Origin of the sequence: Frigidibacter albus (assembly GCF_009908165.1) — a bacterium.
In the GTDB taxonomy this organism is placed as follows: domain Bacteria; phylum Pseudomonadota; class Alphaproteobacteria; order Rhodobacterales; family Rhodobacteraceae; genus Frigidibacter; species Frigidibacter albus.
Window position 1 is genome coordinate 1 of sequence record NZ_JAAAUC010000020.1, and the last position, 25371, is coordinate 25371.

Annotated in this window: 24 protein-coding genes, 1 tRNA gene and 2 pseudogenes; 15 read left to right on the plus strand and 12 right to left on the minus strand. The window is 62.1% G+C overall.

Annotated elements, in window-relative coordinates; genetic code table 11:
- Positions 1-694: 694 nt before the first annotated feature.
- Positions 695-1819 carry a GGDEF domain-containing protein gene (locus GVY41_RS19210; protein ID WP_161348587.1) on the plus strand — a complete coding sequence of 375 codons (1125 nt, stop codon included), beginning with the start codon at positions 695-697 and terminating at the stop codon, positions 1817-1819.
- Positions 1820-2146: 327 nt separating this feature from the next.
- Here the strand turns inward: GVY41_RS19210 and GVY41_RS19215 are convergent, their stop codons facing one another.
- A complete protein-coding gene (locus GVY41_RS19215; protein ID WP_161348588.1) occupies positions 2147-2824 on the minus strand; it encodes an SOS response-associated peptidase in 678 nt (225 codons plus the stop codon).
- A gap of 149 nt (positions 2825-2973) precedes the next feature.
- Here GVY41_RS19215 and GVY41_RS19220 point away from each other — a divergent pair.
- From GVY41_RS19220 to parA, 6 genes are all read left to right on the plus strand, one after another.
- Positions 2974-3050 (plus strand) — tRNA-His (locus GVY41_RS19220).
- Positions 3051-3468: 418 nt separating this feature from the next.
- Positions 3469-5055: an OpgD/OpgG family glucan biosynthesis protein gene (locus GVY41_RS19225; RefSeq protein ID WP_161348608.1), complete on the plus strand. Its 1587-nt coding sequence runs from the start codon at positions 3469-3471 to the stop codon at positions 5053-5055.
- Positions 5052-5234 (plus strand): hypothetical protein, encoded by a 183-nt coding sequence (locus GVY41_RS19230; RefSeq protein ID WP_161348589.1) that lies wholly within the window; start codon positions 5052-5054, stop codon positions 5232-5234. Before GVY41_RS19225 ends, GVY41_RS19230 begins: the two co-directional genes overlap by 4 nt.
- Positions 5235-5237: 3 nt before the next feature.
- Positions 5238-7070, plus strand: a complete 1833-nt coding sequence (gene mdoH, locus GVY41_RS19235) for a glucans biosynthesis glucosyltransferase MdoH (RefSeq protein ID WP_373283323.1) — start codon at positions 5238-5240, stop codon at positions 7068-7070.
- Complete coding sequence (locus GVY41_RS19240) at positions 7063-8205, plus strand: OpgC family protein (RefSeq protein ID WP_161348590.1); 1143 nt, start codon at positions 7063-7065, stop codon at positions 8203-8205. The genes mdoH and GVY41_RS19240 overlap by 8 nt, the downstream gene beginning before the upstream one ends.
- Before the next feature lie 76 nt (positions 8206-8281).
- Positions 8282-8914, plus strand: coding sequence for a ParA family partition ATPase (parA, locus tag GVY41_RS19245; protein WP_161348591.1), 633 nt, complete (start codon positions 8282-8284; stop codon positions 8912-8914).
- Between the two features lie 28 nt (positions 8915-8942).
- On the opposite strand, the gene GVY41_RS19250 is transcribed toward parA, so the two are convergent.
- Together GVY41_RS19250 and GVY41_RS19255 are read right to left on the minus strand one after the other, a co-directional pair.
- On the minus strand, positions 8943-9131 hold the full coding sequence (locus GVY41_RS19250) for a hypothetical protein (RefSeq protein ID WP_161348592.1): 189 nt from the start codon (positions 9129-9131) through the stop codon (positions 8943-8945).
- 2 nt (positions 9132-9133) lie between these two features.
- Positions 9134-9442, minus strand: a complete 309-nt coding sequence (locus GVY41_RS19255) for a hypothetical protein (protein ID WP_161348593.1) — start codon at positions 9440-9442, stop codon at positions 9134-9136.
- Positions 9443-9525: 83 nt separating this feature from the next.
- Between GVY41_RS19255 and GVY41_RS19260 the strand changes: the two genes are divergently transcribed.
- A complete protein-coding gene (locus GVY41_RS19260) occupies positions 9526-9843 on the plus strand; it encodes an antibiotic biosynthesis monooxygenase family protein (protein WP_161348594.1) in 318 nt (105 codons plus the stop codon).
- Between the two features lie 37 nt (positions 9844-9880).
- Positions 9881-10153: a GlsB/YeaQ/YmgE family stress response membrane protein gene (locus GVY41_RS19265; protein ID WP_161348595.1), complete on the plus strand. Its 273-nt coding sequence runs from the start codon at positions 9881-9883 to the stop codon at positions 10151-10153.
- Positions 10154-10197: 44 nt separating this feature from the next.
- Here GVY41_RS19265 and GVY41_RS19270 read toward each other — a convergent pair whose 3' ends face one another.
- Both GVY41_RS19270 and uvrB read right to left on the minus strand, forming a co-directional pair.
- Positions 10198-10935, minus strand: a complete 738-nt coding sequence (locus tag GVY41_RS19270; protein WP_161348596.1) for a hypothetical protein — start codon at positions 10933-10935, stop codon at positions 10198-10200.
- Positions 10936-11122: 187 nt separating this feature from the next.
- Positions 11123-13303: an excinuclease ABC subunit UvrB gene (uvrB, locus tag GVY41_RS19275; protein WP_161348597.1), complete on the minus strand. Its 2181-nt coding sequence runs from the start codon at positions 13301-13303 to the stop codon at positions 11123-11125.
- A 346-nt stretch (positions 13304-13649) separates the two neighbouring features.
- On the opposite strand from uvrB, the gene GVY41_RS19280 reads away from it, so the two are divergent.
- Positions 13650-13961, plus strand: coding sequence for an ETC complex I subunit (locus GVY41_RS19280; protein WP_161348598.1), 312 nt, complete (start codon positions 13650-13652; stop codon positions 13959-13961).
- A gap of 132 nt (positions 13962-14093) precedes the next feature.
- Here the strand turns inward: GVY41_RS19280 and GVY41_RS19285 are convergent, their stop codons facing one another.
- The 5 genes and pseudogenes from GVY41_RS19285 to GVY41_RS19300 form a co-directional block, all read right to left on the minus strand.
- Positions 14094-14963: a DUF3320 domain-containing protein gene (locus GVY41_RS19285; RefSeq protein WP_331250903.1), complete on the minus strand. Its 870-nt coding sequence runs from the start codon at positions 14961-14963 to the stop codon at positions 14094-14096.
- Between the two features lie 41 nt (positions 14964-15004).
- Positions 15005-15682, minus strand: a complete 678-nt coding sequence (locus tag GVY41_RS19290) for a C-terminal helicase domain-containing protein (protein ID WP_161348600.1) — start codon at positions 15680-15682, stop codon at positions 15005-15007.
- Positions 15633-16238, minus strand: coding sequence for a PIG-L deacetylase family protein (locus GVY41_RS19295; protein WP_161348601.1), 606 nt, complete (start codon positions 16236-16238; stop codon positions 15633-15635). The genes GVY41_RS19290 and GVY41_RS19295 overlap by 50 nt, the downstream gene beginning before the upstream one ends.
- Positions 16235-16783: an acyl-CoA dehydrogenase family protein gene (locus GVY41_RS20145; RefSeq protein WP_331250904.1), complete on the minus strand. Its 549-nt coding sequence runs from the start codon at positions 16781-16783 to the stop codon at positions 16235-16237. The genes GVY41_RS19295 and GVY41_RS20145 overlap by 4 nt, the downstream gene beginning before the upstream one ends.
- A 111-nt stretch (positions 16784-16894) precedes the next feature.
- Positions 16895-17011: pseudogene (locus GVY41_RS19300) on the minus strand (IS5/IS1182 family transposase); the annotation flags it as partial.
- 205 nt (positions 17012-17216) lie between these two features.
- Between GVY41_RS19300 and mads1 the strand changes: the two are divergent.
- The 5 genes from mads1 to GVY41_RS19325 are packed head-to-tail and all read left to right on the plus strand — an operon-like array spanning position 17217 to position 24399.
- Positions 17217-17405 carry a methylation-associated defense system helix-turn-helix domain-containing protein MAD1 gene (gene mads1, locus GVY41_RS19305; protein ID WP_161348602.1) on the plus strand — a complete coding sequence of 63 codons (189 nt, stop codon included), beginning with the start codon at positions 17217-17219 and terminating at the stop codon, positions 17403-17405.
- A complete protein-coding gene (locus GVY41_RS19310) occupies positions 17402-18946 on the plus strand; it encodes a type I restriction-modification system subunit M (protein WP_161348603.1) in 1545 nt (514 codons plus the stop codon). The genes mads1 and GVY41_RS19310 overlap by 4 nt, the downstream gene beginning before the upstream one ends.
- Positions 18943-20130, plus strand: a complete 1188-nt coding sequence (locus GVY41_RS19315) for a restriction endonuclease subunit S (RefSeq protein WP_161348604.1) — start codon at positions 18943-18945, stop codon at positions 20128-20130. The genes GVY41_RS19310 and GVY41_RS19315 overlap by 4 nt, the downstream gene beginning before the upstream one ends.
- Complete coding sequence (locus GVY41_RS19320) at positions 20127-21305, plus strand: AAA family ATPase (RefSeq protein ID WP_161348605.1); 1179 nt, start codon at positions 20127-20129, stop codon at positions 21303-21305. Before GVY41_RS19315 ends, GVY41_RS19320 begins: the two co-directional genes overlap by 4 nt.
- On the plus strand, positions 21298-24399 hold the full coding sequence (locus GVY41_RS19325; protein WP_161348606.1) for a type I restriction endonuclease subunit R: 3102 nt from the start codon (positions 21298-21300) through the stop codon (positions 24397-24399). Before GVY41_RS19320 ends, GVY41_RS19325 begins: the two co-directional genes overlap by 8 nt.
- A gap of 104 nt (positions 24400-24503) precedes the next feature.
- Here the strand turns inward: GVY41_RS19325 and GVY41_RS19330 are convergent.
- Together GVY41_RS19330 and GVY41_RS19335 are read right to left on the minus strand one after the other, a co-directional pair.
- Positions 24504-24791: pseudogene (locus GVY41_RS19330) on the minus strand (GSU2403 family nucleotidyltransferase fold protein); the annotation flags it as partial.
- Between the two features lie 44 nt (positions 24792-24835).
- Positions 24836-25371, minus strand: a 536-nt coding sequence (locus GVY41_RS19335; RefSeq protein ID WP_161656933.1) for an integrase core domain-containing protein, incomplete at its 5' end; no start/stop codon positions are given.

Here is a 25371-nt window from a genome sequence, read left to right on the forward strand (position 1 = left end):
GCAATCGCCCGACCCGCTGCACGCAATGAAAGTTCCGCGCGCCGGGCGATTGCTCAACCCGCGCCGAAAGGCGTAAATGACCAACGGGCTCCGGTCGCGGCTGGATGAAAGACCAGTGGCAGGTCACCAGGCCAGTGTCTGGGAGGCCCGACCCTCAGGGGTGACCGAAATCTCGCCCGGGATGATCGCGACCAGCTTCGGGGACAGCATCAGCCACCCGGCAGATGATTGCGAAACGGATCGGCGAGATCGCCATTGCGCCAGACGCGATCGCAGGCGGTACCCTCTCTGCGCTCAATCAACCCTCCGATAGAACGTTGGCAGTATCGTGATCCGGCCCACCGCCCGGAGCTAGGCGCGATCTTGTCTGTGCGCCTCGCAGCGCGGAATGTGGCCGCGCGGTGGTATAATTGGCGAGCCAGACCGCCATGAGTTCGCGGGCATGGGGCAGATTGCCGAGCCGGACGCGACCTTGCCGCACCATGATCGCCGGAAAGTCGGTCTGCAGGGCATGCTGCCCAAAAGGACACGTTGAATGTCGCGATGACTGGCATTAACCTTTCGCCTGTGCGTGCTTCATGGCTCCTTGCGACGTTTGTGTATCGGTTCGGGTGCTGGTCGTTTTCGGAAGCGCGCTACCAGCCACGGCCGAATTCCGTGATCGAAGCTGGATCAGGATAGTTGGGAGCTTGCAATGCTGTCGCAGTACTTCATGCCTGTACTGAACCTTGCCGGGTTGATGGCCTTGATAGCGCTTTCATTCAGCGCGACCTCTAGACTGTCGCTGAATAAGACAGTGCAGCAGATGGTCTTCGGCGCGATCCTTGGTGTAGGGGCAGTCCTGGTCTATCTGCAACCGATCATGAACGTGAGCGGTATTCAGAATGATCCACGCAATCTGTTCGTCGGCCTCGCAGCTGCGATTTTCGGACCGATTTCTGGTCTGATTGTCTTCCTGATCGCTGCTTTCACCAGGTACCATGAAGCTGCACCTTCGGCCAGCGTTTGCATTTTCTCTCTACTTACGGCCGGATGTGCAGGGCTTTGCTGGAGACATTTCACCCGAGATGTCGAAGAAAAAAATGAGGTTCACTTTGTCATCCTGGGTCTGACCATCAGTCTGTCCTACCTCTCTACCTTCTTGCTGCCTCGCGAGCATTGGCAGGATATCTTTTCAACGGCTGTTCCGGTATTGACCACGACGAACATCATCGGATCCCTGCTTCTGGGAAGCCTGCTTGAACGTCACCGTCGACAAACCGAACGAGAGCAACAACTGGTCAATCTGGCGTCTTCCGACCCGCTGACCGAAGTAATGAACCGTCGAGCCTTCGAGAAAAGCTACGAGTCGTCCGTCCTGAAAAAGCCGTCATCGGGCACGGCCTTTATCATCGTTGACCTGGATAATTTCAAACGCATCAACGACACCCACGGACATGCCGTGGGTGACCTGGCTCTGGTCGGCCTATCCAAGATCCTGCAGCGCAGCATCCGCAGCCGCGATCTGTGCGCCCGGTTTGGAGGGGACGAATTCCTCATGTGCTTCCCAAATATAAGCGCCGGCAATACGGCCAAAATAGTTGCGCGTATCCAGGATGCGATCTCCAGATTCGGGAACGAGGATCTTGATCTGCCTTTGGGCCTGTCGGTAAGTGTCGGCGTGTGCTGGAGTGAAGGCCCTCTGTCGCTTGAATCTGCATTCGAGATGGCCGACCAATGCCTGTATCAGGCCAAGGTCGGAGGCAAGAATAAAGCTGTGTTCAACGTCAAATCTCACCTCACACCCAAGATCCATGACGGGAATATCGCGTTTGGCTAGGTTGGGTGCAATCTGGCTCCTCTCACCCCGATCAAGATTGCCGATCGTCGAGCGGCCCGATGCCCGGGATCGTCGTCTGCGCAGCGAATTTGCGCTCTCCGCCCGCACGACGCGCGCGCTGCGCGTGTGATCGGCTTATCCAGGCTATCCGCCTTCGGCTTACATAATCGTCAGAGTGGGAGGGCTTCCAGACGTCGGGGCGTTGGCCCTGCAGCGTGCCGGACCTCGTCGGAGCAACCGATCATCGTGACAGTGCCGCGCCGCGCCGAACCCCCAACTATTGATGTCAGCTGTCGCCGCGCAGGAATTTCGCAAGGTCGAGCGTCATCACGCTATGTCCTCCCGCACACCCTCCGCCACGATCTGCAGCATCCCGTCCGGCAGTGGCCGTTGCAGCCGCAGCGCCTCGGGGGCGGGGGCGGTCAGCCAGAGCCGCCACTCCTCGGGCCGGGTCAGGATGACCGGCATCGCCTTGGGATGGACAGGCGCCACTTCGGCATTCGGGGGGCAGGTGAGGAAACCGAACAGGTCCGCCGTCACCTCGCCCTCCTTCAGCTTGCGCACCGAGGTCCACTCGGTGTGGAGACCGGCGAAGAAGGCCTGCGGCCGATCCTCGGCCAGAGCGAACCAGACCGGGTGATTGCGCGGCGCACCGGGGCGGGCGTCGAGTTCCGAGAAGCTGGTGAAGGGCACAAGGCAGCGGTTCTGCACCCCGAGCCAGCGCCGCCAATGCGGCGAGGCGGCGTTGCGGATGTTGGTCACGCCCGGATCGGTGCGCTTGCCCACCAGGAACTGCGGCGGGGTCGGCATACCCCAGCGGGCGGTGCCGAGCCGCCATCCGCGGGGCCCGGCGCGAAGGATCGGCGCGGTGTAGTCTGGGTAGATGCCGGGCATCGGCGGCAGGTTGCCGGCGCTGTCGTCCAAAGCCTCAACCGCCTCGAGCACGGCATCGAAGACGTGCCGCATCGCATCTTGGCTCTTGGTCTGGCTGTAGAGGTTGCACATCTGCGGCTCCGGACTGTGGAGCTTCAGCATAGGATGCGGGCGCGGGGCGGCAACCTTGGTGATTGCCGGGGCCGCGCACCGGGTCAGGGTCTTGCGCCCGCACCAAGCCCTTGCATTCGATCCACGCAGCCGCTAAATGCGCCCGCAGTGCCGCCTTAGCTCAGTTGGTTAGAGCACCAGATTGTGGATCTGGGGGTCACCCGTTCGAGCCGGGTAGGCGGTACCATCCTTGCTTTTCCCATATGCCCTGCGCCTGCAGCGGGCCCCAGTGCCCCTGCGGGTCTGGTTTTGCCCACTTGTGCGCAGCCTTCGCGCAGGGATGGTCCCTTGATCTGCTGCGCGATCATGCCCAGATGACCGCGTTGGCGCCATGCTGTCGCCGTGCTATTTTTGCGTGGGACGGCAAGGTTTTGCGCATTGCAGCATGAAGGTGCTGCACCTGCGAAGGGACTGCGCTATGAGTGGTCGAACGGGGTGTGAAACGGGATTGCGATTCGGGCCGGGCGAGCCCGGGGAAGCAGCGAGATCGGGTTGGCACTCTTGCCGGCCAAGGCAGCCAGAACGGTTCGGTTCCGCCGTCGATGGGAGCCAGCATTATGATCGTCAGAAGAATGAGACCAAGAAACGACACCCCCTCCCTCATGATGACACGGCGTGGATTGTTCGGCTCTGCCGCATGCAGCGCGCTGCTTGTTGCCGCTGGCGGCCCTGTCTGGGCGCAAGAGGCTGCGCCGGTCGAGGTGCCCGCCGCGGAGCCAGAGCCGGCGCCGCCGCCCCCCTTCTCCTATGACCTGCTGACCGAGACGATGCGCGAGCGTGCGTTGCACGATCCCGAGCCGGTGCCGCCGCTGGAAGGGTTTCTGGCCGACCTTGGCTATGACGACTACCGCCAGATCAATTTCCTGCCGGACCGCGCCCGCTGGTCGGTGCCCGGCAGCCCGTTCCGCGTGCAGGCCTATCACATGGGCTGGCTGTTCGCCGAGCCGGTGCGGATCTTCGACGTGGTGGAGGGCGCTGCGGAGGAGATCGTGTTCTCGACCGACGATTTCGAATACCGGCATGAACTGGGCGAGCGGGTGCCGCAGCACTTCAACCTGCCGGGCGTGGCGGGTTTCCGTCTGCATCACGGGTTGAACCGGGCCGATGTGCTGGACGAGTTGGTGTCTTTCGTCGGCGCCAGCTATTTCCGCGCGCTTGGCCGGGGCAACCTCTATGGCCTCTCGGCCCGCGGCCTTGCCATCAACACCGGGCTGCCGGGGGGCGAGGAGTTTCCGCGCTTCACCGCCTTCTATCTGGAGCGCCCCTCCGAAGGCGCGCAGCAGGTTGTGGTGAATGCCGCGCTGGAAAGCCCCAGCGTCACCGGCGCCTACCGCTTCGTCATCACCCCGGGGTCGGACACGGTGATGGAAGTGACGGCGCGGCTGTTCTTCCGTGCCGATGTGGCACAACTGGGCGTGGCACCGCTGACCTCGATGTTCCTCTATGCCGCCAACAACCGCGAGTTCTTTGCCGATTACCGCCCCAAGGTGCATGACAGCGACGGGCTGATGATCACCCGGCCCAATGGCGAGGTGCTGTGGCGCGCGCTGAACAACCCGCCGCGGCTGTCGGTTTCGGTTCTGGCAGAGCCCGCGATGCGCAGTTTCGGGCTCTATCAGCGCGACCGCGATTTCGAGCATTACCAGGATGCCGAGGCGCGCTATGAAAAGCGTCCCTCGCTGGCGGTGGAGCCGCTGGGTGACTGGGGCTCGGGTTCCGTGCGGCTGGTCGAGATCCCGTCGGACCTCGAGGTCAACGACAATATCGTTGCCTTCTGGGCGCCGGATGAGGCCATCCGCGCCGGCGAGATGCGCGAGTTCCGCTACCGCCTGCATTGGGGCGCGCTGGCCCCGGATCCGAACGGCGATCTGGCATGGGTGGCGGATACCCGCGCAGGCACGGGCGGTGTTTCGGGCGCCGAGGCGGAACCGGGGACGCGGAAGTTTGTTGTGGACTTCGAAGGCGGCGTGCTGGGACAGCTACCCCCGGACGCCGAAGTCGCCCCCGTCGTGAACATCATGGGGGGCGAGGCCCTGACCACAGTGCTGTCGAAAATCGACGGAACCGGGATCTGGCGCCTGGTCGTGGACGTCCGCGGCCGGCCCGGAACCGTAACAGAGATGGTTGCCCATGTTGCTGGGTATGACCGCAAATTGACCGAAACCTGGCTGTATCAATGGGTGCAGGAATGAGCTTTGAGAAGGGCGACATGCAGATGCAGGACGCCGATCACGTTGGAACACTCATCGGGGCCCTTCCGGCCGCGCCCTTGGCCATGCCCCGGCAGGTGCTGGAACGGCCGAGCACGCTCTGGTCGCGGCTGATCGCCGTGTTCGGGGCCGGGGTCCGAACCCGCAGGCTTGGAAACTAAGCCTTGTCGCCCCGGCAGACGAGCCTGCCCCGGACCTGGGCTGCGCGCAGCCTTGCACTGGTGCTGGCTATCGGCCTTGGCTTTGCCGCGGGCGCACTCTTCTTGCAATACGGCTCGGGCGACGGGCTGCAAGCAATGGACTGGCTGCGCAGCGGGTTGATCCTGCTGTCGACCTTCTGGCTGTCCTGGGGCGCCTGTCAGGGCATGCTCGGGCTGTTCTCGCGCAGCAGCCCTGCGGTCATTCCGGCCTTGGCGGAAGATGTGCCCGTGATCCGCGGGCGCACGGCCATTCTGGTTCCGGTCTATAACGAGGAGCCGGCCCCGGTTCTGGCGCGGGTGGCGGCGATGGATGCCTCGCTGGCGGCGCTTGGGCTGACCGACAAGTTCGATTTCGCCATCCTGTCGGACACCCGCAATGACGAGATTGCCGCGGCCGAACGCCGCTGGTTCCTGCGGCTGATCGCGGAACGCGGCGCCGAGGGGCGGATGTTCTATCGCCGCCGCGCCGTCAACACCGGCAAGAAGGCCGGCAATATCGAGGATTTCATCGAGCGGTCGGGCGCGGCCTATGAGTTTGCGCTGATCCTCGATGCTGACAGCCTGATGGAGGGTGGCACCATCGCCGAGATGGTGCGGCGGATGGAGGCGGACCCGAAGCTGGGCCTGCTGCAATCGTTGCCAAAGGTCATCGAGGCGGAGTCGCGCTTTGGCCGCGCCATGCAGTTCTCTGCCAGTTTCTACTCGCCGATCTTCGCCCGCGGGCTGGCGACGCTGCAGGGCCATACCGGCCCGTTCTGGGGCCATAACGCCATGGTGCGGGTGCAGGCCTTCGCGCAAAGCTGCGGTCTGCCGGTGCTGGCGGGCGATCCGCCCTTTGGCGGCCACATCATGAGCCATGACTATGTCGAAGCGGCGCTGCTGGCGCGGTCGGGCTGGACGGTGCGGGTGGATGTCGACCTGGAGGGCTCGTTCGAGGAGGGCCCCGAGAACATCATCGACTATGCCAAGCGCGACCGCCGCTGGTGCCAGGGCAACCTGCAGCATTCGCGGCTGCTGATGGCGCCGGGGCTGAAGCCGTGGAGCCGGTTCGTGTTCCTGCAGGGCATCCTCGCCTATATCGCGCCGCTGTTCTGGCTGGGGTTCATCACCGCCTCGATCGCCGCCATCGTGCTGGCGCCGACGCCGGACTATTTCCCGACCCCCTATGAACAGCTGTTCCCGACCTTCCCGCATAACGACACCGCCAAGGCGGTAGAGCTTGCCATCGGCATCTTTGGCCTGCTGCTGCTGCCCAAGCTGCTGATCGCGGCTCATGCCGCCTGGACCGGCCGCGCCCGTGGCTTTGGCGGCGGCTGGACCGGGCTGCGGTCAACGCTGACCGAGCTGCTGTTCTCCAGCGTGATCGCGCCGGTGATGCTGATGTATCAGACAAGGTCCGTCGCGCAGGTGATGTTCGGACTCGACAGCGGCTGGCCGACCAACAACCGCGGCGATGGCACGCTTGGCATTGCCGAGGCTTGGGCCAACAGCCGCTGGATCGCGCTGACCGGCCTTGCCGGGCTGCTGTTCGTGTGGTGGCTGACGCCGGTGCTGGTGGCCTGGCTGCTGCCGGTGGGCCTGCCGATGCTGTTCGCGCCGCAACTGATCGCCTGGTCCTCGCAGCGCAGCGGCCCGGCGCGGACCGGCGGGGCGCGGCTGTTCACCGTCCCGGCCGAGATTGCGCCGAGCCCGGTGATCCTTGCCTGGAAGCATATCCTTGCGGTCTGGACCGGCACCGCCGAGGCCGAGGCACCCCGTCCCGGACCGGCGCCCGAGCCAGCAACCGCCTATGCCTGACCCCATGCCGGGCGCCTCGGTGCGCGATGCGCGGCTTGACGTGCTGCGCGGGCTGGCGCTGGTGATGATCTTCATCAACCACGTCCCGAACACCGCCTGGGAGGGTTGGACCAGCCGCAATTTCGGCTTCTCCGACGCTGCCGAGGGGTTCGTGTTCATGTCGGGCCTCGCCGCCGGGCTGGCCTATTCGGGCGGCTTCCGGCGCGCGTCGCTCTGGCCGGCGATCACAAGGGTCTGGGGCCGGGCCTGGGCGCTGATCCTGGTGCATATGACGGTGACGGTCATCGCGCTTGGGCTGACCGGCGCCGCGGTGCTGTGGTGGGGCCTGCCCGGGATGGCCGAGATCAACAATGTGCCGCCCTTGCTGGCCGATCCCTTGGCCGGATTCCTCGGGCTGGCGCTGCTGTCGCACCAGCTTGGCTACATGAACATCCTGCCGCTCTACGCCGTGTTGCTGGCGGTAACGCCGGCGCTGCTCTGGGCTGCCCTGCGCGCGCCCTTGGCGTTGATCGCGGTTTCAGTGCTGGTCTGGCTGGTGGCCGGCAGCCTGCGCATTGCGCCACCAACTTATCCGACGGAGTCGATCTGGTTCTTCAACCCGCTCTCCTGGCAGCTGCTGTTCGTGCTTGGCCTCGCCTCGGGCACGGCCATGAAGCAGGGCAGGCGGCTGGTGCCGGTGCGGCGCCGGCTGGTGGCGCTGTCGGCTGTGGTGGTTCTTGGTATCATGGTCTGGGCGCTGTGGGACGATCTGGGTGCGCGGCTGAACGCGGGGATGTTCGCGCTGCGCGACACCTGGCTGCCGGATTTCCTGTTCGACTATGACAAGACCTTCGTGTCCGGCCCGCGGTTGCTGCACTTCCTCGCGCTGGCCTACCTGCTCTCGGCCCTGCCCATCGTGCGCCGCGCCTGCGCGCACCGGGCTGCCTGGCCCCTGGCGGTGCTGGGGCGGCATGGGCTGACCGTGTTCGCGCTTGGCACCGTGCTGGCCTTTGCCGGGCAGGCGGTAAAACTCGCCGGGCTGCGCGTGGGGCTGGACCGGGATCTGGCGCTCGACACCGCGATCCTGATCGCGGGCCTTGGCCTGCAACTCGCAGTGGCGATGGTGCGGGAGCGGGCGGCAGGGCGGCAGCGGTGAGAGGCGCGGCATATTATCCCGTGCAATCTCCGGACCTGCTGCTATGCTGCGCTGCAGCAAAATGGAGGGGGAGCCGATGGCCGGCAAGGTAATCGCAGTCGCACAGCAGAAGGGCGGATCTGGCAAGACCACGATTGCCGTCAACCTGGCGGTGGCCTTCCTGCAACAGGGCGCCAAGGTGTCGCTGCTGGATACCGATCCGCAGGGCAGCCTTGGCCGCTGGTTCATGGCGCGGCGCGAGAGGCTTGGGGATCCCGGAATGGAGTTTTCCACCTCCTCGGCCTGGGGCGTCGGCTATGAATGCGAAAAGCTGCGCCGGGATGCCGATTTCATCATCGTCGACACGCCGCCCAAGGTCGATGCCGACCTGCGCCCGACGCTGCGCGAGGCCGACCTGATCCTGATCCCCGTCGCCTCCAGCCATGTCGATCTGTGGGCGACCGAGGGCGTGCTGGATCTGGCCCGGCGCGAGAGGAAGCGCACGACCGTGGTGCTGAACCGTGCCAAGGCCGGCACGCGTCTGGGCGAGGAGGTGGCCGAGGCCGCCGCCGCGCTGGAGGCGGAGCTTGCCGAGACGCGGCTGGCGAACCGCATCGTCTATGCCGAAACGCTGGGGGTGGGGCTGGGTGTGCTGGAAGCCCCGCGCCGCGGGCCGGCCGATGACGAGATCCGCCGCCTTGCCGCCGAGGTACAGGCGCTGCTGGCCTGAAGCGCGCAGCGTTTTCCTCCGACTGCGGTCACCCGGCCTTGTTGCCGGGGCCGAACAGCATCCACCACGCATAGCCCGCTGCCCCGCCGAACAGCAGCGCCCAGCCGGGATTGCCGCCGTAGAGCTCGAATGCCGCCCACAGCGCGGGCGCGATCACCACCGCCCGCCGGCGCCAGATCGGGCGGAAGAACGGGTCGGCGGGGTCGAGGAATTTCATCGCTACTCGCTTTCGGGCGCGGCTTCGGCCTCGGGGAACGGCCCCGCAAGTTCCGCCGCTTTGCTTTCCTTGTCGAAGACACAGGCATAGCGCTCGGACGCACCGTCCGGCAAGGCCATCGTGATCAGCGCCACCCCGTAGCTGGCCGATCCGAAGGGCTCTACCTCCACCGATGGCGCGCCCGGTCCGGTGACCAGCGCGCGGCAGGCGCTGTCCACCTCGGCGCGGAATGCCTCCCAGGCATCGTCCGAACTGGCGGCGGCGGGGAGGGCCAGAAGCATGACCAGGGCAGGGGGCAGCAGGCGAAACATCGGATTTTCCTTTCAGTCCAGTGCGTGCAGGGATGCACGACTCGGGCCAAGGTGCCAGACTGGCGGCCAGAGGAGGACCCCAGATGACCACAATTTCCCGCGAGACCACCTGCCAGACGGTGCTGACCACCTTCGAGATGACGCCCGGCACCTGCGGCGACCTGCAAGAAGCGCTTGCCGCTGCCTATGCCGAGTTCATCCGCCACCAGCCCGGCTTCATCTCGGGCGCGATCCACGTCAACGACGCGCAGACCCGGATCGCGAGTTACAGCCAGTGGCAAAGGCGCGAGGATTTCCAGGCAATGCTGCGCACACCAGAAATGCGGGAACGCAACCGGGCCATTGCGGCGTTGTGTTCAAGATTCGAGCCGGTGATGTACGAGGTGGCAGAGGTGTTCTGACACGGCCCGGCGCGGCATTGAGGGAAAGGACTACGGCATGGAAGGTTTCGTCGAGGCTCTGGGCTGGGTGGCATTGGTGCTGCTGGTGGTGGTCGGGCTGATGGCTGGCTGGGGCGCCAGCGCGGTGTCTGGCGGGCGGCATCTGGGCCGCTATCTGCTGGTGGGCGTGGTGACGGCGCTGGCGGTGCCGCTGCTGGTGATCGCCGCCGGGATCGGGGCGCTGGCCGCCTCGGGCATCGTGATGGTGCTGCTGGTTGCGGCGGTCGGCGCGGTGATCGTGCTGGCGCTGGTGCGGCTGCTGTTCGACTGACGGCGGGGCAGGGGGCGTTTCGGGGCGCCCCCGTTCGGGGCGCCTCAGAACTCCAGCCAGGTGCCAAGCTTCAGTGCGGCATCGCCCTTGCCCTGAACCGGGGCGGATACCCCCAACTGCAACTTGCCGCGCCTGCCGACATCGCGCACGGCCGAAGCGGTGAGGCGGGCGGTCGTCTCGCCCTCCACCACCCGCTCCATCTGAAGCTGTCCCATAACGATCAGCTTGGGCCGCAGAGTTGCGCCAAGTGTCAGGTCCAGCTTGGTGCTGGCGGTGGTCAGCAACGTGCCGTCCACGTCCAGCACCAGTGTCGGCGGCCATTCGTCGGTCAGCGCGACGCCCATGCGCAGTTGCGGCTCCACCGCGACCCAGCCGGGGCCGAGCGGGGTGCCGAGGCTGCGGCCCCAGGCGGCGCCCATCATGCCGAAGGCCTGCGGCGCTGCGCCGGTTTGCAGCCCGACCCCGCTGGAAAAGGCCAGTCGCCCGGGGCCATCCTGCCTGCCCACGGCGCGCTGCACGAAGATCATCCCGATCTGCGTATCCCCGCCGCTGCCGAGATCCAGCCCGACCGTCCAGCGCGGGGTCAGCCCGTATTCGGCGTAGAGAGATGTCCAGCCAGCGGCGTCGCTTCCGGCCTCGCTCGCCGTCTCATGCGAGAAGGACAGGAACAGATCGCCCTTTTCGCGCGGCCAGGGGCCGGCCGATGCCCCACCGGCGAACAGGCACAGCACGGCCAGCACCACCAACAGCCCGGGCAAGCGCGAGGGAAGATGCGGGACCATCGGTTGCCTCCTGTCCCGGCAAAGGTGCAGGAGGCGAGGTTAACAAGGGGTTAAGATCGGGGGGACTGGTCGGGGCGCCACCCCGGAAAGCGTTGCCGGGGTCAGGCTGCAGAATGTTGAAAAAGTGCAACTTCTGGCGTAAAATCCTAAAGAAATCCGCCCAAAAATCGCATAACGCGCAAGCGACTTACCGACCCCGCCGTGCCTTGCCGCCGCGCATTCCGCCGCGCCCGCCGGTGCTGCGGCCCGATCCCTTAACCGCCGCCTCTGCCGCTTCTTCCACCACCGACTGCCGCGCCAGCGGGTCATCGGCAATCGCCAGCTCCACCGCCTCCAGCCGCTTCACCTCGTCGCGCAGCCGCGCGGCTTCCTCGAACTCCAGGTTCTCGGCGGCCTTGCGCATCGCGGTCCGCATCGCATCCAGATGCGCGGCGAGGTTGGCGCCCACCATCGGCTTGCCGATCTTGGCAGTGACGCGCGATTGGTCGGTGTCGCCCTGCCACAGCCCCGACAGCACATCGTCGACGTTCTTGCGGATCGTCGTCGGGGTGATGCCATGTTCCTCGTTATAGGCGACCTGCTTGGCCCGGCGGCGGTCGGTCTCGCGCATCGCCCGTTCCATGCTGCCGGTGATGCGGTCGGCATACATGATCACCCGGCCTTCAGAGTTCCGCGCCGCCCGCCCGATGGTCTGGATCAGCGAGGTTTCGGAGCGCAGGAAGCCTTCCTTATCCGCATCCAGAATCGCCACCAGCCCGCATTCGGGGATATCCAGCCCCTCGCGCAGCAGGTTGATGCCGATCAGCACATCGAAGGCCCCCAGCCGCAGGTCGCGCAGGATCTCGATCCGCTCGATCGTGTCGATGTCGGAATGCATGTAGCGGACGCGGATGCCCTGTTCGTGCATGTATTCGGTCAGGTCTTCGGACATGCGCTTGGTCAGCGTCGTCACCAGCGTGCGGAAGCCCGCCTGGGAAACCTTGCGGACCTCATCCAGCAGGTCATCGACCTGCATGGACACCGGGCGGATCTCGACCATCGGGTCGATCAGGCCGGTGGGGCGGATCACCTGTTCGGTGAAGGTGCCGCCGGTCTGTTCCAGCTCCCACGCGGCAGGAGTGGCCGACACGAACACCGATTGCGGGCGCATCGCGTCCCATTCCTCGAATTTCAGCGGGCGGTTGTCCATGCAGGACGGCAGGCGGAAGCCATGCTCGGCCAGCGTGAACTTGCGCCGGTAGTCGCCCTTGTACATCGCGCCGATCTGCGGGACCGAGACGTGGGATTCGTCCGCGAACACGATGGCATTGTCGGGGATGAACTCGAACAGGGTCGGCGGCGGCTCGCCGGGCGCGCGCCCCGTGAGGTAGCGGCTGTAATTCTCGATGCCGTTGCACACGCCCGTCGCCTCGAGCATTTCCAGATCGAAGGTGCAGCGCTGTTCCAGCCGCTGCGCTTCGAGCAGTTTCCCCTCGTCGTTCAGCTGCTGGAGGCGCAGGGTCAGCTCCTTGCGGATGCCCTTGGTCGCCTGCTGCATGGTCGGGCGCGGGGTGACGTAGTGGCTGTTGGCATAGATGCGGATCTGCTTGAAATTGTCGGTCTTGGCGCCGGTCAGCGGGTCAAACTCGGTGATCGCCTCCAGCTCTTCGCCGAAGAAGGAAAACCGCCAAGCCCGGTCCTCAAGGTGGGCGGGCCAGACCTCGACACTGTCGCCGCGCACCCGGAAGGCGCCGCGGGCGAAGGCGGCATCGAGCCGCTTGTATTGCTGCGCCACCAGCTCCTGGATGAAGGCGCGCTGTTCGTAGATCTGCCCGACGACCATGTCCTGCGTCATCGCCGAATAGGTCTCGACCGAGCCGATGCCGTAGATACAGCTGACCGAGGCGACGATGATCACGTCATCCCGTTCCAGCAGCGCCCGGGTCGCCGAGTGGCGCATCCGGTCGATCTGCTCGTTGATCTGCGATTCCTTCTCGATATAGGTATCCGACCGCGCCACATAGGCTTCGGGTTGGTAATAGTCATAGTAGCTGACGAAGTATTCGACGGCATTCTCGGGGAAGAAGCCCTTGAATTCGCCGTAGAGCTGCGCCGCCAGCGTCTTGTTGGGCGCAAGGATGATCGCCGGGCGCTGCGTCTCTTCGATGATCTTGGCCATGGTGAAGGTCTTGCCGGTGCCGGTGGCTCCCAGCAGCACCTGGTCACGCTCGCCCGACCGCACGCCCTCCGCCAGTTCCTTGATCGCCATGGGCTGATCGCCCGCCGGCTGGAACGGGCTGTGCATCACGAAACGGCGGCCGCCTTCCAGCTTGGGGCGGGTCAGCACGTCGGGGCGGTGCATCGGCATGTTCATGTTGTTGTGGGGCATGGCGAGACCTGTTGCTGCGGCCGTCCTAATTTGATCTGTTTTTGTTCCGGTTCAAGCGCTGATGCGCGGAGTTTCCGGATGGTTGACGGATTACCCGGCATTTTCGGCACTTGGGCCCGGCGGGGCGCCGCGAATCCGTTGCGCGATGGGACGGATGATCCTAGTTTGTTCCTGCAAGCAGCAATAAGGCTGCCGACCGGGTGCACCACCCACCCACCCCTCGCTCCCACGCTCCGGTCGGCAGTCGCTCTCCTCCGTTCGCAAGGGCCTCGCCGCGCCAGCAACCCCCTTGCAGAGCCGTCCGGTTTTGCCGATAACGGCCCTGTCTCAGAAGGAGGGTTCAGCCATGCGAGTGCGTATCTACCAGCCAGCCAGAACCGCCATGCAGTCCGGCGCTGCGAAGACCAAGACCTGGGTCCTGGACTACGCCCCCGCCGCCGCGCGCGAGATCGACCCGCTGATGGGCTGGACCAGCTCTGACGACACCCAAAGCCAGGTGCGCCTGCGCTTCGACAGCCGCGAAGCCGCGGAAGAATATGCGCGCGAGCATGGGCTGTCCTATGACGTGCTGGAACCCCACCGCCGCAAGCAGAACATCCGCGTGCGGGGCTATGGTGAGAATTTTGCGACGGACCGCCGGGGTGCGTGGACTCACTGAGCGTTGTAGCTCGGGGCATAGTTGCTGCCGGCTGGGGGCATAGTTGGCCCAGTTCGGGGCATAGGTTTGGTAACTCCTTGATTTTACGATGACCGCCTCTGGCGGTCATCTTCGTTTTGGGGGGGCTAGACCTTACGCCGCCGGCTCCCGATCACACTTTCCCTCCATGACGACGGCAAGGATTGCCTCCGACAGATCCGGCCCTACGCGTTGGAACCCCAACAGCCTTGCCATGGCCCGGGTCATTTCCTCTGGTGGCATAGGTCCGCTCTCAGCCCGAATTCGTGTCGCAGCCGCCGCGATTTCCATTGGAGGCAGATACTCAGCCTTCAGGACCGCCCCGTTCTCTGACCTTCGATCACGGACCGGAGGCGTGGCCAGCTGTGCGTCATTCAACACGAACTGCCCGAGGCGACGAAGCCTGTTGTCGCTTCTCCGCTGAACTGCTTGCAGGGCACGCACTGTGGCATCGACGATGCGACCACCGGTGCGGGACTTGCCGAAAGCGGCCGCAATCCGCCGCGAGACCTCATCTACGTGGATCGGCCCTTCGATGTCGACGATCTTGATGATCAGATCGCCGAGTTGACCCTGCGGCGCTTCATGCGGCTCCACCGATGCGCGCACAGATAGTTCCGCGCGGGTATAGGCAGGAGCTATGAGCTCCAGATGCCCGATCTCGATCGGGCTGGTAGGTGCGTCATCTTTCATGACGGCCTGAAGGATGCCGACCGCATTGGCGCCGCGCACGGCAATTCCGTCTGATGCGGCTTCCTTTGCTTCGAGCAAGGCTTCGGCGAGGCGTCGGATCTCATGGTCGCGCCGATGGAACCAGTCTGTGCTCCAGATCCTGTGGAAACGCCAGCCAAGGCTTTCCAGCACATCCTGACGAAGTCGGTCCCGTTCACGCGCCCAAAGTGCCGAGTGATAGGCAGCCCCATCGCACTCGACCGCCACGATGTATTGGGCGGGCCGATCAGGGTGGCGCGCACCTATATCTATCCGGAAACCAGCGGTTCCGACCTGGAGGTCTGCCTCGTAGCCTAGCTGTGAAGTCTCAGGAGGTTGTTCACCCGGAAGGGGCTGTCGGCCTCCAGACCTGTCGCAATCCGCTCCTCAATGACGCCGGTCTTGGCGAAATCGAGGAAACGCTTCAGCACGCGAGGGCCCTCGCGGGAAGACCGGCTGGGATCAATGTCGCCCGGACCGAAAGAGGCGAAAACCTCGCATCGGATCCTGGCGCGCGAGAAGAGAACGTTCAGGCGACGCTCTCCGCCCTCTCCATTGACCGGGCCGAATGACATGGAAGCCAAGCGCCCATTGGGGTCCTGCGGGCCGTATCCGACAGAGATCAAGATGACATCTCGTTCGTCTCCCTGCACGTTCTCGATGCTCTTGACGAAGACATCCTCGGAGCGCCCCTCCCGCAGGAACGCGTCAAGCACAGGGTCCCGGCGGCGTTCGTATTCGAGTGCTTCGGTCAACGTATCAGACTGAGCCTTCGAGAAGGCGACGACGCCCAGCGAAAGCTCTGGGCTTGTGCGCGCATGCTCCGCAACCGCCTTCACGACATGCTGTGCCTCGATCTTGTTGGTTCCGGCCCGTTCCGTGCCGGTTTTGCCACGGGCATACGCACCAGGCACGCCGCGGAACTTCAGCCCATAGTTCGGGTCAAGCTGCAGCGGTGAGGGTGAGCGCGGCGCGTTTGACCCCTTCGGCATCACGGGCGAGCAAGGTCCAGATGTCCGCCGGAACCTCACCATCCTCGCGAAACCGCCCCCAGATCGGATAATCCAGAAAGCGCAGGTCAAGGCGCTCAGATCCCAGAAGGCGCAGAAGCTGGGCCGTGCGCTCGTGATCGATATGGGGGTCCTGTATCCACGGCCCCAAGACCAGAGCGTCACGGGGGATGAGCGCGCCGATCTGCCGGGCGGCATCTTCGCCTTCGGGGGCGGCGCAATCGGGGTGTCCGAGCCAGTGGACTTCGGCACCAGGCGCGAGCCGGCCGACCGCTGCCAACAGCTCGCGCCGTCGCTCTTCCGCCAACCGTGCCGCGGGCCAGTCGCGCGACGCAGGGTGCGAGCGCGAGCCGTCCGTCACGCAGATGACGCTGCAGTCCAGACCGATCCGGCTTGCCTCCGACAGGGTCGCCCCGCAGCCCAAGGTTTCGTCGTCGGGATGGGGTGCGACCACGACCAAGGAAGACCGGCCGCCAATCAGCATCTCCGCCGTTGCGGGTCTTGCGTCCTGCAACGAGCGCAGCAGATTGCCCCTCATTCAAGCCACCAGCGTCTGCTCAGATCGGGGTCGGTCAGGATGCGCTCCACCGCGGCTTGCGCCATGCCGTCGGGGTTGGCCTGTCGAATGTAGAACTGCAGATCGCGCCTGATGCGGTCCGCCGGATGCGCCGTTGCGAAAGACGCAGCACCAAGCGCCTGATCCATCGCGGTCATCAGTGCCACGGCTTCATCCGCCACCACAATGCGGGTGAGGATGGCACATGGAATGTCTGCGGCGGTCGCCCTTGGCCTTTCGATGACACGCGCCGCGTTCCGAACCCACAACCGCGCCGTCTCGCAAGCCGTTACCATGCGACGCAGCCGCATGGACTGAGGCGGCGCATTGGTCTGGCCCCTTTGCTGCAGCTGGGTCGCGGTGATCGATGTAAGCGCCTGCATCGCGCCAAGCTGCACGGCTGCATAGCGCCAGACCCCGCCCTGAAAGTGCGGCTCGATCAGATAGTCGCTGGCGTTGCCGAGCAAAATGGCATCGGTGACGGAAAGGCCGTCGAGGTCGCACCGCCCTGAGGCCGTGGCCTTCATGCCCGACACCTGCCATTCCTCCGGAAATAGGCGCCCCTCTAACTGGGTGCGAGTGAACAAGAACAGTCGCGGCTGATCTGCGCAATGCCTATGACGATTGTTACCTCGCCGAAAAGGCTCTTCGACCTTCTTCCGGCGCCGCTGAGATTTGGCGTAACCGGGGTGCCAAGTGGGCGTGCCGTCGATGGCGGGATGCAGGGACTTCTGAACGCAATGTGGCGTGACCACCGTCTAGCGCTATCTGCGCGGCCATAGGCACGGCCGGCTGTCGCCGTAAGGTGTTGATCCATCAGGGCAAGTGCCAGCTCTCCTATGACCCAATCAAAAGCCAGTCATGCCAGGCACCACCCGCAGGCGCTCTGATCAAGGAACTTGCTGCCCACCTCAGGTTCCTCTATTTTCAACCCAGATCCATCTGAAAGGACATTCCGGAATGCCCAACGATGACATCATGACCGTGAAAGAACTCGCCGATTATCTCAAGATCGCGGAGAAAACGGCTTATCGGTTCGCATCCGAAGGCAAGGTTCCGGGCTTTAAGGTTGGCAGTGCGTGGCGGTTTCGCAAAAGCGAGATTAATCGCTGGATCGCCCAGCAGGAACAAGAGGGGAAACAGAAATGACCGGGCAACAACAGCGTGACGAACTTCACCGCCAGATCTGGGCAATCGCGAACAACGTGCGCGGCGCGGTTGACGGCTGGGACTTCAAGCAATTCGTCTTGGGCGCACTCTTCTACCGTTTTATCAGCGAAAACTTCACCACCTACATTGAAGGCGGCGACCCAAGCGTCAACTACGCCGCCATGCGTGACGCCGACATCCCTGTCGAGGCCGTCGATGACGCTGTGAAGACGAAGGGCTATTTCATCTATCCTTCGCAGCTTTTCAAGAACGTGGCCAAATACGCCAACACCAACGAAAGCCTGAACACCGACCTTGCCGCCTTCTTCAAGGCGATCGAAGGCTCGGCCAATGGCTACCCGTCCGAGCAAGACATCAAAGGCCTGTTCTCCGACTTCGACACCACCAGCAACCGCCTTGGCAACACGGTCCCCCAAAAGAACGAACGCCTCGCAAAGGTTCTCAAGGGTGTCGAAGGGCTGAGGCTCGACTTCGCGGATGCGAAGGGGGACCCCTTCGGCGATGCCTATGAGTTCCTGATCTCCAACTATGCCGCCAACGCGGGCAAGTCGGGCGGCGAGTTCTTCACCCCGCAGCACGTGTCCAAGCTGATCGCGCAACTCGCCCTGCACGGCCAAACCCGCGTCAACAAGATCTACGACCCCGCCTGCGGCTCTGGCTCGCTGCTTTTGCAAGCCAAGAAACACTTCGATGACCACATCATTGAAGGCGGCTTCTTCGGGCAGGAAATCAACTACACCACCTACAACCTCGCCCGCATGAACATGTTCTTGCACAATGTGAATTACGACAAGTTCAATATCCAGCACGGCAACACGCTGGAGGACCCGCATTTCCTCGACGACAAACCCTTCGACGCCATCGTCTCGAACCCGCCCTACTCGGTGAAATGGAAGGGCTCAGACGATCCGACCCTGATCAATGACGAGCGCTTTGCCCCCGCCGGTGTGTTGGCTCCGAAATCCAAGGCCGACTTCGCCTTCGTGCTGCATGCACTGCATTACCTGTCAGGCAAGGGCCGCGCGGCGATTGTCTGCTTTCCGGGCATCTTCTATCGCGGCGGGGCGGAGCAGAAGATCCGACAATATCTGATCGACAACAACTATGTTGAAACCGTCATCGCGCTGGCGCCGAACCTGTTCTTTGGCACCACCATTTCGGTTACAATTCTTGTGCTGGCCAAGAACAAGCCAGACACAAAGGTGCAGTTCATTGATGCGTCGGGCGAGGCGTTTTTCCGCAAAAGCACTAACACCAACCTGATGGAAGATCGCCATACCGACGAGGTTATTCGCCTGTTCGCCACCAAGGAAGACGTGGCCCATGTGGCCGAATGCGTGGATCAACAGCGCATCATCGACAACGACTACAACCTGTCGGTCAGCGCCTACGTGCAGCCACGCGATACCCGTCAGGTGACGGATATCGCCGTGCTGAACGCTGATTTGAAGGTGACCGTCGCGCGGATCAACCAGCTTCGCGCCGAAATCGACGCGATTGTCGCGGAGATAGAAGCGTGAGCGATCTGGGGTATTTGGAGCGGCTTTTGGATGGGGCGACGGTGGAGTGGGTGCCGCTGGGGCAAGTAGCCAAAATTCTGCGAGGGAAACGGCTCACCAAAAGCGAACTGTCTGAGGATGAAGAATACCCCGTTTACCACGGTGGCCTTGATCCCTTGGGTTACTATGGCGAAGCCAATCGTCCAGCCAACTCGGTGATGGTGATCAACGTCGGGGCTTCTGCGGGAACGGTAGGATTCAGTTCCGTTGATTTCTGGTCTTCTGATGGGTGCTTCACCTTGGCGCACGCTGATGAGATCAATAGCAAGTTCTTGTATCATTTTTTGATCGGCCACGAACATCACATCAAGGGTCAAGTAAGGGTTGCCGGAATTCCAACACTAGACGCTTTCGTGGTTGAAAAAATCCTGATCCCCATCCCATGCCCCGACGACCCGCAGAAATCTTTGGCGATACAGGGCGAGATTGTGCGGATTTTGGACGCTTTCACCGCGCTTACCGCAGAGCTTACTGCAGAGCTTACTGCAGAGCTTACCGCCCGCAAAACCCAATACAACCACTACCGCAACCACCTCCTCAGCTTCGACGGCGCGGATGTGGAGTGGCGGGTCTTGGGGGATGTCGTCGATTTTCAGAATGCTAAACCGCATGAAAAGCTTGTTACATCTGACGGTGATGTCGCGCTGTTAACCGCGGGCTTCATTTCAAGTGAAGGAAAGTCCTTAAGACTTGTAAGGCGGGAAGACGTATTGACGCCCGCGTTCGTGAATGATGTGGCTATGGTAATGAGCGATCTGCCAAACGGTCGAGCACTCGCGAAGACCTTTTTCGTTGACGCGAATGACCGCTATGCAGCCAATCAACGGGTTTGCCTGTTGCGGGTGAAAGAGGCTGCCGCATATTTACCGCGGTTCCTTCACTATGTGCTAAACAGGAATGCGCAGTTGCTTGCTTACGACAGCGGCTACGACCAAACGCATCTCAAGAAAGACTGGATTCTTGGCGTTAAGGTTCCCGTCCCCCCGCTCGCCGAGCAAGCCCGCATCGTCTCGATCCTCGACAAGTTCGACACGCTGACCTCCTCGATTAGCGAAGGCCTGCCGCGCGAAATCGCGCTGCGGCAAAAGCAGTATGAATACTACCGCAATCTGCTGCTGAGCTTTCCCAAGGGGGATCAGGCATGACCAAAACCCTTGAAGAGATCGCCGCGCAACTGCGCGATGCCAATAAAAAGGTCCAACTGATCTACGCCTTCAACGGCACCGGCAAAACCCGCCTGTCCCGCGCGATGAAGAACCTGATTGCCCCCAGGATCGAGGGCGACGACACCCCCGCCCGTAACAAGATCCTCTACTACAGCGCCTTCACCGAAGACCTGTTCTACTGGGACAATGACTTGAAGGGGGATGGCGCTGCCAAGCTGGTGATCCAGCCCAACAGCTTCACCGACTGGATTTTGGTCGATCAGGGCCAAGAGGTGAACATCACCCGCGTGTTTCAACACTACTCCAAGGCCGCTCTGACACCAACCTTCAACCAAGCCTATACCCGAGACAACGCGGACGGCAGCAAGTCCGAGGTTAAGGCCTTTTCAGAAGTGACCTTCACCATCGAGGCAGGCGATGACGCGAAGACGGATGCGTTCAAGATCTCGAAGGGCGAAGAAAGCAATTTTATCTGGAGCGTCTTTTACACGCTGCTGGAGACGGTGGTGGCCGAACTGAGTATCGCCGAACCCGATCAGCGCGGGACCGATCAGTTTAACGCGCTGGAATATGTGTTCGTTGACGACCCTGTCAGCTCGCTGGACGAAAACCACCTGATAGAACTGGCGGTGAACCTCGCGGAGCTGGTCAAGAAGGCCCCCGCGCAACTGAGGTTTGTAATCACCACGCATAGCCCGCTGTTCTATAACGTGCTGCATAACGAGTTGGATTTGAAAAAGAAGCCCGCGAATGACGGCTGCTATTTGCTGGAACGCCATGCAGACGGGAGCTTTACGCTCAACACCAAATACGGCGATGCCAACAAGAGTTTCACCTATCATCTGCATTTGCGGCGCATGCTGGAAGAGGCCATCGCGCAAGATAAGGTCGAGCGGTATCATTTCACCTTGCTTCGCAACCTTTATGAGAAGACCGCAGGGTTCTTAGGGCATGACAAATGGGGCGACTTGTTGAATACCGCCGAGGGCAACAAAGAAGCCTATGTGCGCTTGATCAACACCTTCAGCCACTCGTCGCTGTCAACCGAACAGGTGGCCGACCCTACCCCGCAACAGAAGCAGACAGTCAAGTTTTTGCTCGATAATCTGATTAACAACTACGGCTATTGGAAACAGGAAGCGCAGAATGGTTGAAAATCTGACCCCTATCGCCGAGAGCAAGAATTTCATCGTTTTGGACGCATATAACCGCATCGAAGATGCCGCCAAAGGCCACCAGAGCGAAGGTGATCTGGAGCGTGAATTGGTTCGGGATCTGGTCGATCAGGGCTATGATTTTCGTCCCGACATCGCATCGTCTCAGGCGATGCTCGCCAACATCCGCATTCAGTTGCAAGAGCTGAACACCGTTGTTTTTGCAGACGTGGAATGGGCGAGATTCGTCGAGACCTATCTGGATAGGCCCAGCGAAGGCATCCTCGACAAGACCCGCAAGATCCAAGACGACCACATCCATGATTTTGTCTTTGACGATGGCCGCATTCAGAACATCCATTTAGTCGACAAACGCAACAAGGCCCGCAACAAGCTGCAGGTGATCAAGCAGTTTGAGCAAACCGGCTCTCACGCCAACCGTTATGATGTGACGATTCTGGTCAACGGCCTGCCCATGGTGCAGATCGAGCTGAAACGGCGCGGCGTGGCCATCCGCGAGGCTTTCAACCAGATTCACCGCTACAGCAAGGAAAGCTTCAACAGCGACAATTCGCTTTTTAGGTTCCTGCAGGTGTTCATTATCTCGAACGGCACCGATACCCGTTATTTCGCCAACACCACGAAGCGGAACAAGAACAGCTTCGACTTTACGATGAACTGGGCGCAATCCGACAACGGCTTGATCAAGGATCTCAAGGACTTTACCGCAACCTTCCTGCAAAAGCGCACGCTGCTGGATGTCTTGCTGCAATATTCCGTTTTCGATGTCAGCGACACCTTGTTGATCATGCGCCCCTACCAGATCGCGGCGACCGAGCGCATCCTATGGAAAATCCGCAGCTCTTATCGGGCCAAAAGCTGGTGCAAGCCTGAAAGCGGCGGCTTCATTTGGCACACCACGGGGTCAGGTAAGACTTTGACGAGCTTCAAGGCGGCTAGGCTGGCAACCGAGCTCGACTTCATCGACAAGGTTTTCTTCGTCGTCGACCGGAAGGACCTCGATTACCAGACGATGAAGGAATATCAGCGGTTTTCTCCCGACAGCGTCAACGGTTCTGACAGCACCGCGGGGTTGAAGCGTAACCTGGACAAGGATGACAACAAGATCATCGTCACCACGATCCAGAAGCTGAACAATCTGATGAAGGCCGAAGCTGATCTGCCCATCTACGGCAAGCAGGTGGTCTTCATCTTCGATGAATGCCACCGCAGCCAGTTCGGCGAGGCGCAAAAGAACCTGAAAAAGAAATTCAAAAGGTTCTATCAGTTCGGCTTTACCGGCACGCCGATCTTCCCGGAGAATGCCTGGGGCGCGGAGACCACTGCCAGCGTGTTCGGGCGCGAGTTGCATTCCTACGTGATCACGGATGCCATCCGCGACGAGAAGGTGCTGAAGTTCAAGGTCGATTACAACGACGTGCGGCCGCAGTTCAAAGCCATCGAGAGCGAGCAAGACGAGAAAAAGCTAAGCGCCGCCGAGAACAAGCAGGCCCTGCTGCATCCCGAACGGATCAAGGAAGTTTCGCAGTATATCCTGAACAATTTCCGCCAGAAGACGCATCGGCTACAGGCCGGAAGCAGCGGCTTCAACGCCATGTTCGCGGTCAGCAGCGTGGATGCGGCCAAGCTATATTACGAGACGCTGAACGCCCTGCAGGCCAGCAGCGACAAACACCTGAAAATCGCGACGATCTTCTCCTTCGCCGAGAACGAAGAACAAGACGCCGTCGGGGACATTCAGGACGAGAGTTTTGACGTTTCGGCGATGAACAGCAGCGCCAAAGAATTTCTGAATGCAGCTATCAGGGACTACAACGCGTTTTTCAAGACGAATTTCGGCATCGATGGGCGGGGTTTTCAGAACTATTACCGAGACCTGGCGAAGCGCGTCAAATCCAGAGAGGTCGATCTGCTGATTGTTGTCGGCATGTTCCTGACCGGCTTCGACGCCCCGTCCTTGAACACCTTGTTCGTCGACAAGAACCTGCGCTTCCATGGCTTGATGCAGGCATTTTCCAGAACGAACCGGATTTACGACGGGACCAAGACCTTTGGAAATGTCATCGCCTTCCGTGATCTCGAACAGGCCACCGTCGATGCGATCACGCTGTTCGGGGACAAGAACACCAAGAATATCGTCTTGGAGAAAAGCTACGACGAATACATGAAAGGCTTTCAGGATCAGGAAAACGGGAACACCAGACGCGGTTTTATCGATATCGTGAACGAACTTGAAAACCGGTTTCCGAACCCTTCAAAGATCGACAAGGAATTCGACAAAAGGGCATTTGCAAAACTGTTCGGCGAATATCTCCAGGCCGAAAACATCCTGCGGAACTACGACGAATTCGCGGCATTGAAAGCCTTTCAGGACGTGGATGCCAGCGATGCAGAGGCCGTCGACCTTTTCAAGGCGCAGCACCATCTGAACGACTACGAGCTGCGCGAAATTGAGAAGATCCATCTACCGTCTGAGCGCATGATTCAGGATTTCCGGTCGACCTACAACGACATCCGGGACTGGTTGCGGCAAGAAAAGAACGCGGCCGACAGCCAGAAATCCAGCATCGACTGGGATGATGTGGTGTTTGAGGTCGATCTGCTCAAATCGCAGGAGATCAACCTCGATTATATCCTCGAACTGATCTTTGAGAAGAACAAGAAGTCGAAAGACAAGGCAGGTTTGATCGAGGAGGCCCGCCGCGCCATTCGCGCAAGCCTGGGCAACCGGGCGAAAGAGAGCTTAATCGTCGACTTCATCAACCAGACAGACCTCGATCGCCTCTACGACAAGGCAAGCCTGATCGACGCGTTCTTCGCCTTTGCACGGGAAGAGCAACGCCGCGAAGTGGACGAGATCATCACATCCGAAGATCTGAATCCCGAGGCCGCAAAACGTTATATCGCGGTCTCGGTCAAACGGGAGTTCGCGTCTGAAAATGGTGCCGACCTGAATGCCATATTGCCCAAAATGAGCCCGCTGAACCCAAAATTTCGAAGCAAGAAGGCGACAGTGTTTGAGAAGATCTCCAACTTTGTTGATAAGTTCAAAGGTGTCGGTGGTGAAGTGTGAGTGCGGCGGTTGGCGTAACGATGAGCATCGCTGCCGTTCAGACGACGTGCAGCGAATGACTGCCCTCCACCCCCTCCGTCGCCCCTGCAGCTTGCCCGCTCCCTCTACATCAGCCCGCGCAGCCCTTCCGCGCTCTCCGGCATCCGTGCCAGTGTCGCCTCCAACCGTTCGCGCAAGCGTGGGCCGCGAGACAGGGCATCCTCGAACGCTTCGGCAAGGTCGTCGGGCCGGTCCTTCGCGAGGATCGAGATAAGGAAGGCCGCCTGTGCCCGGTCCTTCCGCGCCTTTGCCTGATCGGGGCCGCCGTGGCGCCGCTCGGCGACGATCAGCTTGTGGATCGCAAACCGCTCCGCGCGCGGGATCCCCACCAAGACTCCGGAGCGATACAGGGCAGTCTAGGTTGTTGATGGACCGGTGGTGACCTGCCACTGGTCTTTCATCCAGCCGCGACCGGAGCCCGTTGGTCATTTACGCCTTTCGGCGCGGGTTGAGCAATCGCCCGGCGCGCGGAACTTTCATCGCGTGCAGCGGGTCGGGCGATTGCGGTGGTCAGGTGCAGGGCGAAGCCTGCGGGGGTCTGGTAACCAAGCGCGGAATGCGGCCGCGCGGTGTTGTAATCGGTGACCCAGGCCGCCAGCAGATCACGGGCATGGGCGAGGTTGCGGAACAGCGTCTCGTTCAGAAATTCGTCCCGCATCCGGCCGTTGAAACTCTCGACGAACCCATTCTGCATCGGCTTTCCCGGCGCGATGTAGTGCCACTCGATCTTGGTCTCGGCGCACCACTTCAGGATCGCATTCGAGGTCAGTTCCGTCCCGTTATCGGAGACGATCATCCCGGGCTTGCCGCGCCGTTCGATCAGCGCCGTCAGTTCCCGGGCTACGCGGCGGCCCGAGATCGAGGTGTCGGGGATCGCCGCCAGGCATTCGCGTGTGACGTCATCCACCACGTTCAGCACCCGGAAGCGCCGGC

Bases quoted from the DNA above. Each gene is read 5' to 3' on its own strand.
- GVY41_RS19210 (WP_161348587.1), top strand. From the start codon at position 695: ATGCTGTCGCAGTACTTCATGCCTGTACTGAACCTTGCCGGGTTGATG.
- GVY41_RS19215 (WP_161348588.1), bottom strand. From the start codon at position 2,824: ATGTGCAACCTCTACAGCCAGACCAAGAGCCAAGATGCGATGCGGCAC.
- GVY41_RS19225 (WP_161348608.1), top strand. From the start codon at position 3,469: ATGACACGGCGTGGATTGTTCGGCTCTGCCGCATGCAGCGCGCTGCTT.
- GVY41_RS19230 (WP_161348589.1), top strand. From the start codon at position 5,052: ATGAGCTTTGAGAAGGGCGACATGCAGATGCAGGACGCCGATCACGTT.
- GVY41_RS19240 (WP_161348590.1), top strand. From the start codon at position 7,063: ATGCCTGACCCCATGCCGGGCGCCTCGGTGCGCGATGCGCGGCTTGAC.
- parA (WP_161348591.1), top strand. From the start codon at position 8,282: ATGGCCGGCAAGGTAATCGCAGTCGCACAGCAGAAGGGCGGATCTGGC.
- GVY41_RS19250 (WP_161348592.1), bottom strand. From the start codon at position 9,131: ATGAAATTCCTCGACCCCGCCGACCCGTTCTTCCGCCCGATCTGGCGC.
- GVY41_RS19255 (WP_161348593.1), bottom strand. From the start codon at position 9,442: ATGTTTCGCCTGCTGCCCCCTGCCCTGGTCATGCTTCTGGCCCTCCCC.
- GVY41_RS19260 (WP_161348594.1), top strand. From the start codon at position 9,526: ATGACCACAATTTCCCGCGAGACCACCTGCCAGACGGTGCTGACCACC.
- GVY41_RS19265 (WP_161348595.1), top strand. From the start codon at position 9,881: ATGGAAGGTTTCGTCGAGGCTCTGGGCTGGGTGGCATTGGTGCTGCTG.
- GVY41_RS19270 (WP_161348596.1), bottom strand. From the start codon at position 10,935: ATGGTCCCGCATCTTCCCTCGCGCTTGCCCGGGCTGTTGGTGGTGCTG.
- uvrB (WP_161348597.1), bottom strand. From the start codon at position 13,303: ATGCCCCACAACAACATGAACATGCCGATGCACCGCCCCGACGTGCTG.
- GVY41_RS19280 (WP_161348598.1), top strand. From the start codon at position 13,650: ATGCGAGTGCGTATCTACCAGCCAGCCAGAACCGCCATGCAGTCCGGC.
- GVY41_RS19290 (WP_161348600.1), bottom strand. From the start codon at position 15,682: ATGCCGAAGGGGTCAAACGCGCCGCGCTCACCCTCACCGCTGCAGCTT.
- GVY41_RS19295 (WP_161348601.1), bottom strand. From the start codon at position 16,238: ATGAGGGGCAATCTGCTGCGCTCGTTGCAGGACGCAAGACCCGCAACG.
- GVY41_RS20145 (WP_331250904.1), bottom strand. From the start codon at position 16,783: ATGAAGGCCACGGCCTCAGGGCGGTGCGACCTCGACGGCCTTTCCGTC.
- mads1 (WP_161348602.1), top strand. From the start codon at position 17,217: ATGCCCAACGATGACATCATGACCGTGAAAGAACTCGCCGATTATCTC.
- GVY41_RS19310 (WP_161348603.1), top strand. From the start codon at position 17,402: ATGACCGGGCAACAACAGCGTGACGAACTTCACCGCCAGATCTGGGCA.
- GVY41_RS19320 (WP_161348605.1), top strand. From the start codon at position 20,127: ATGACCAAAACCCTTGAAGAGATCGCCGCGCAACTGCGCGATGCCAAT.
- GVY41_RS19325 (WP_161348606.1), top strand. From the start codon at position 21,298: ATGGTTGAAAATCTGACCCCTATCGCCGAGAGCAAGAATTTCATCGTT.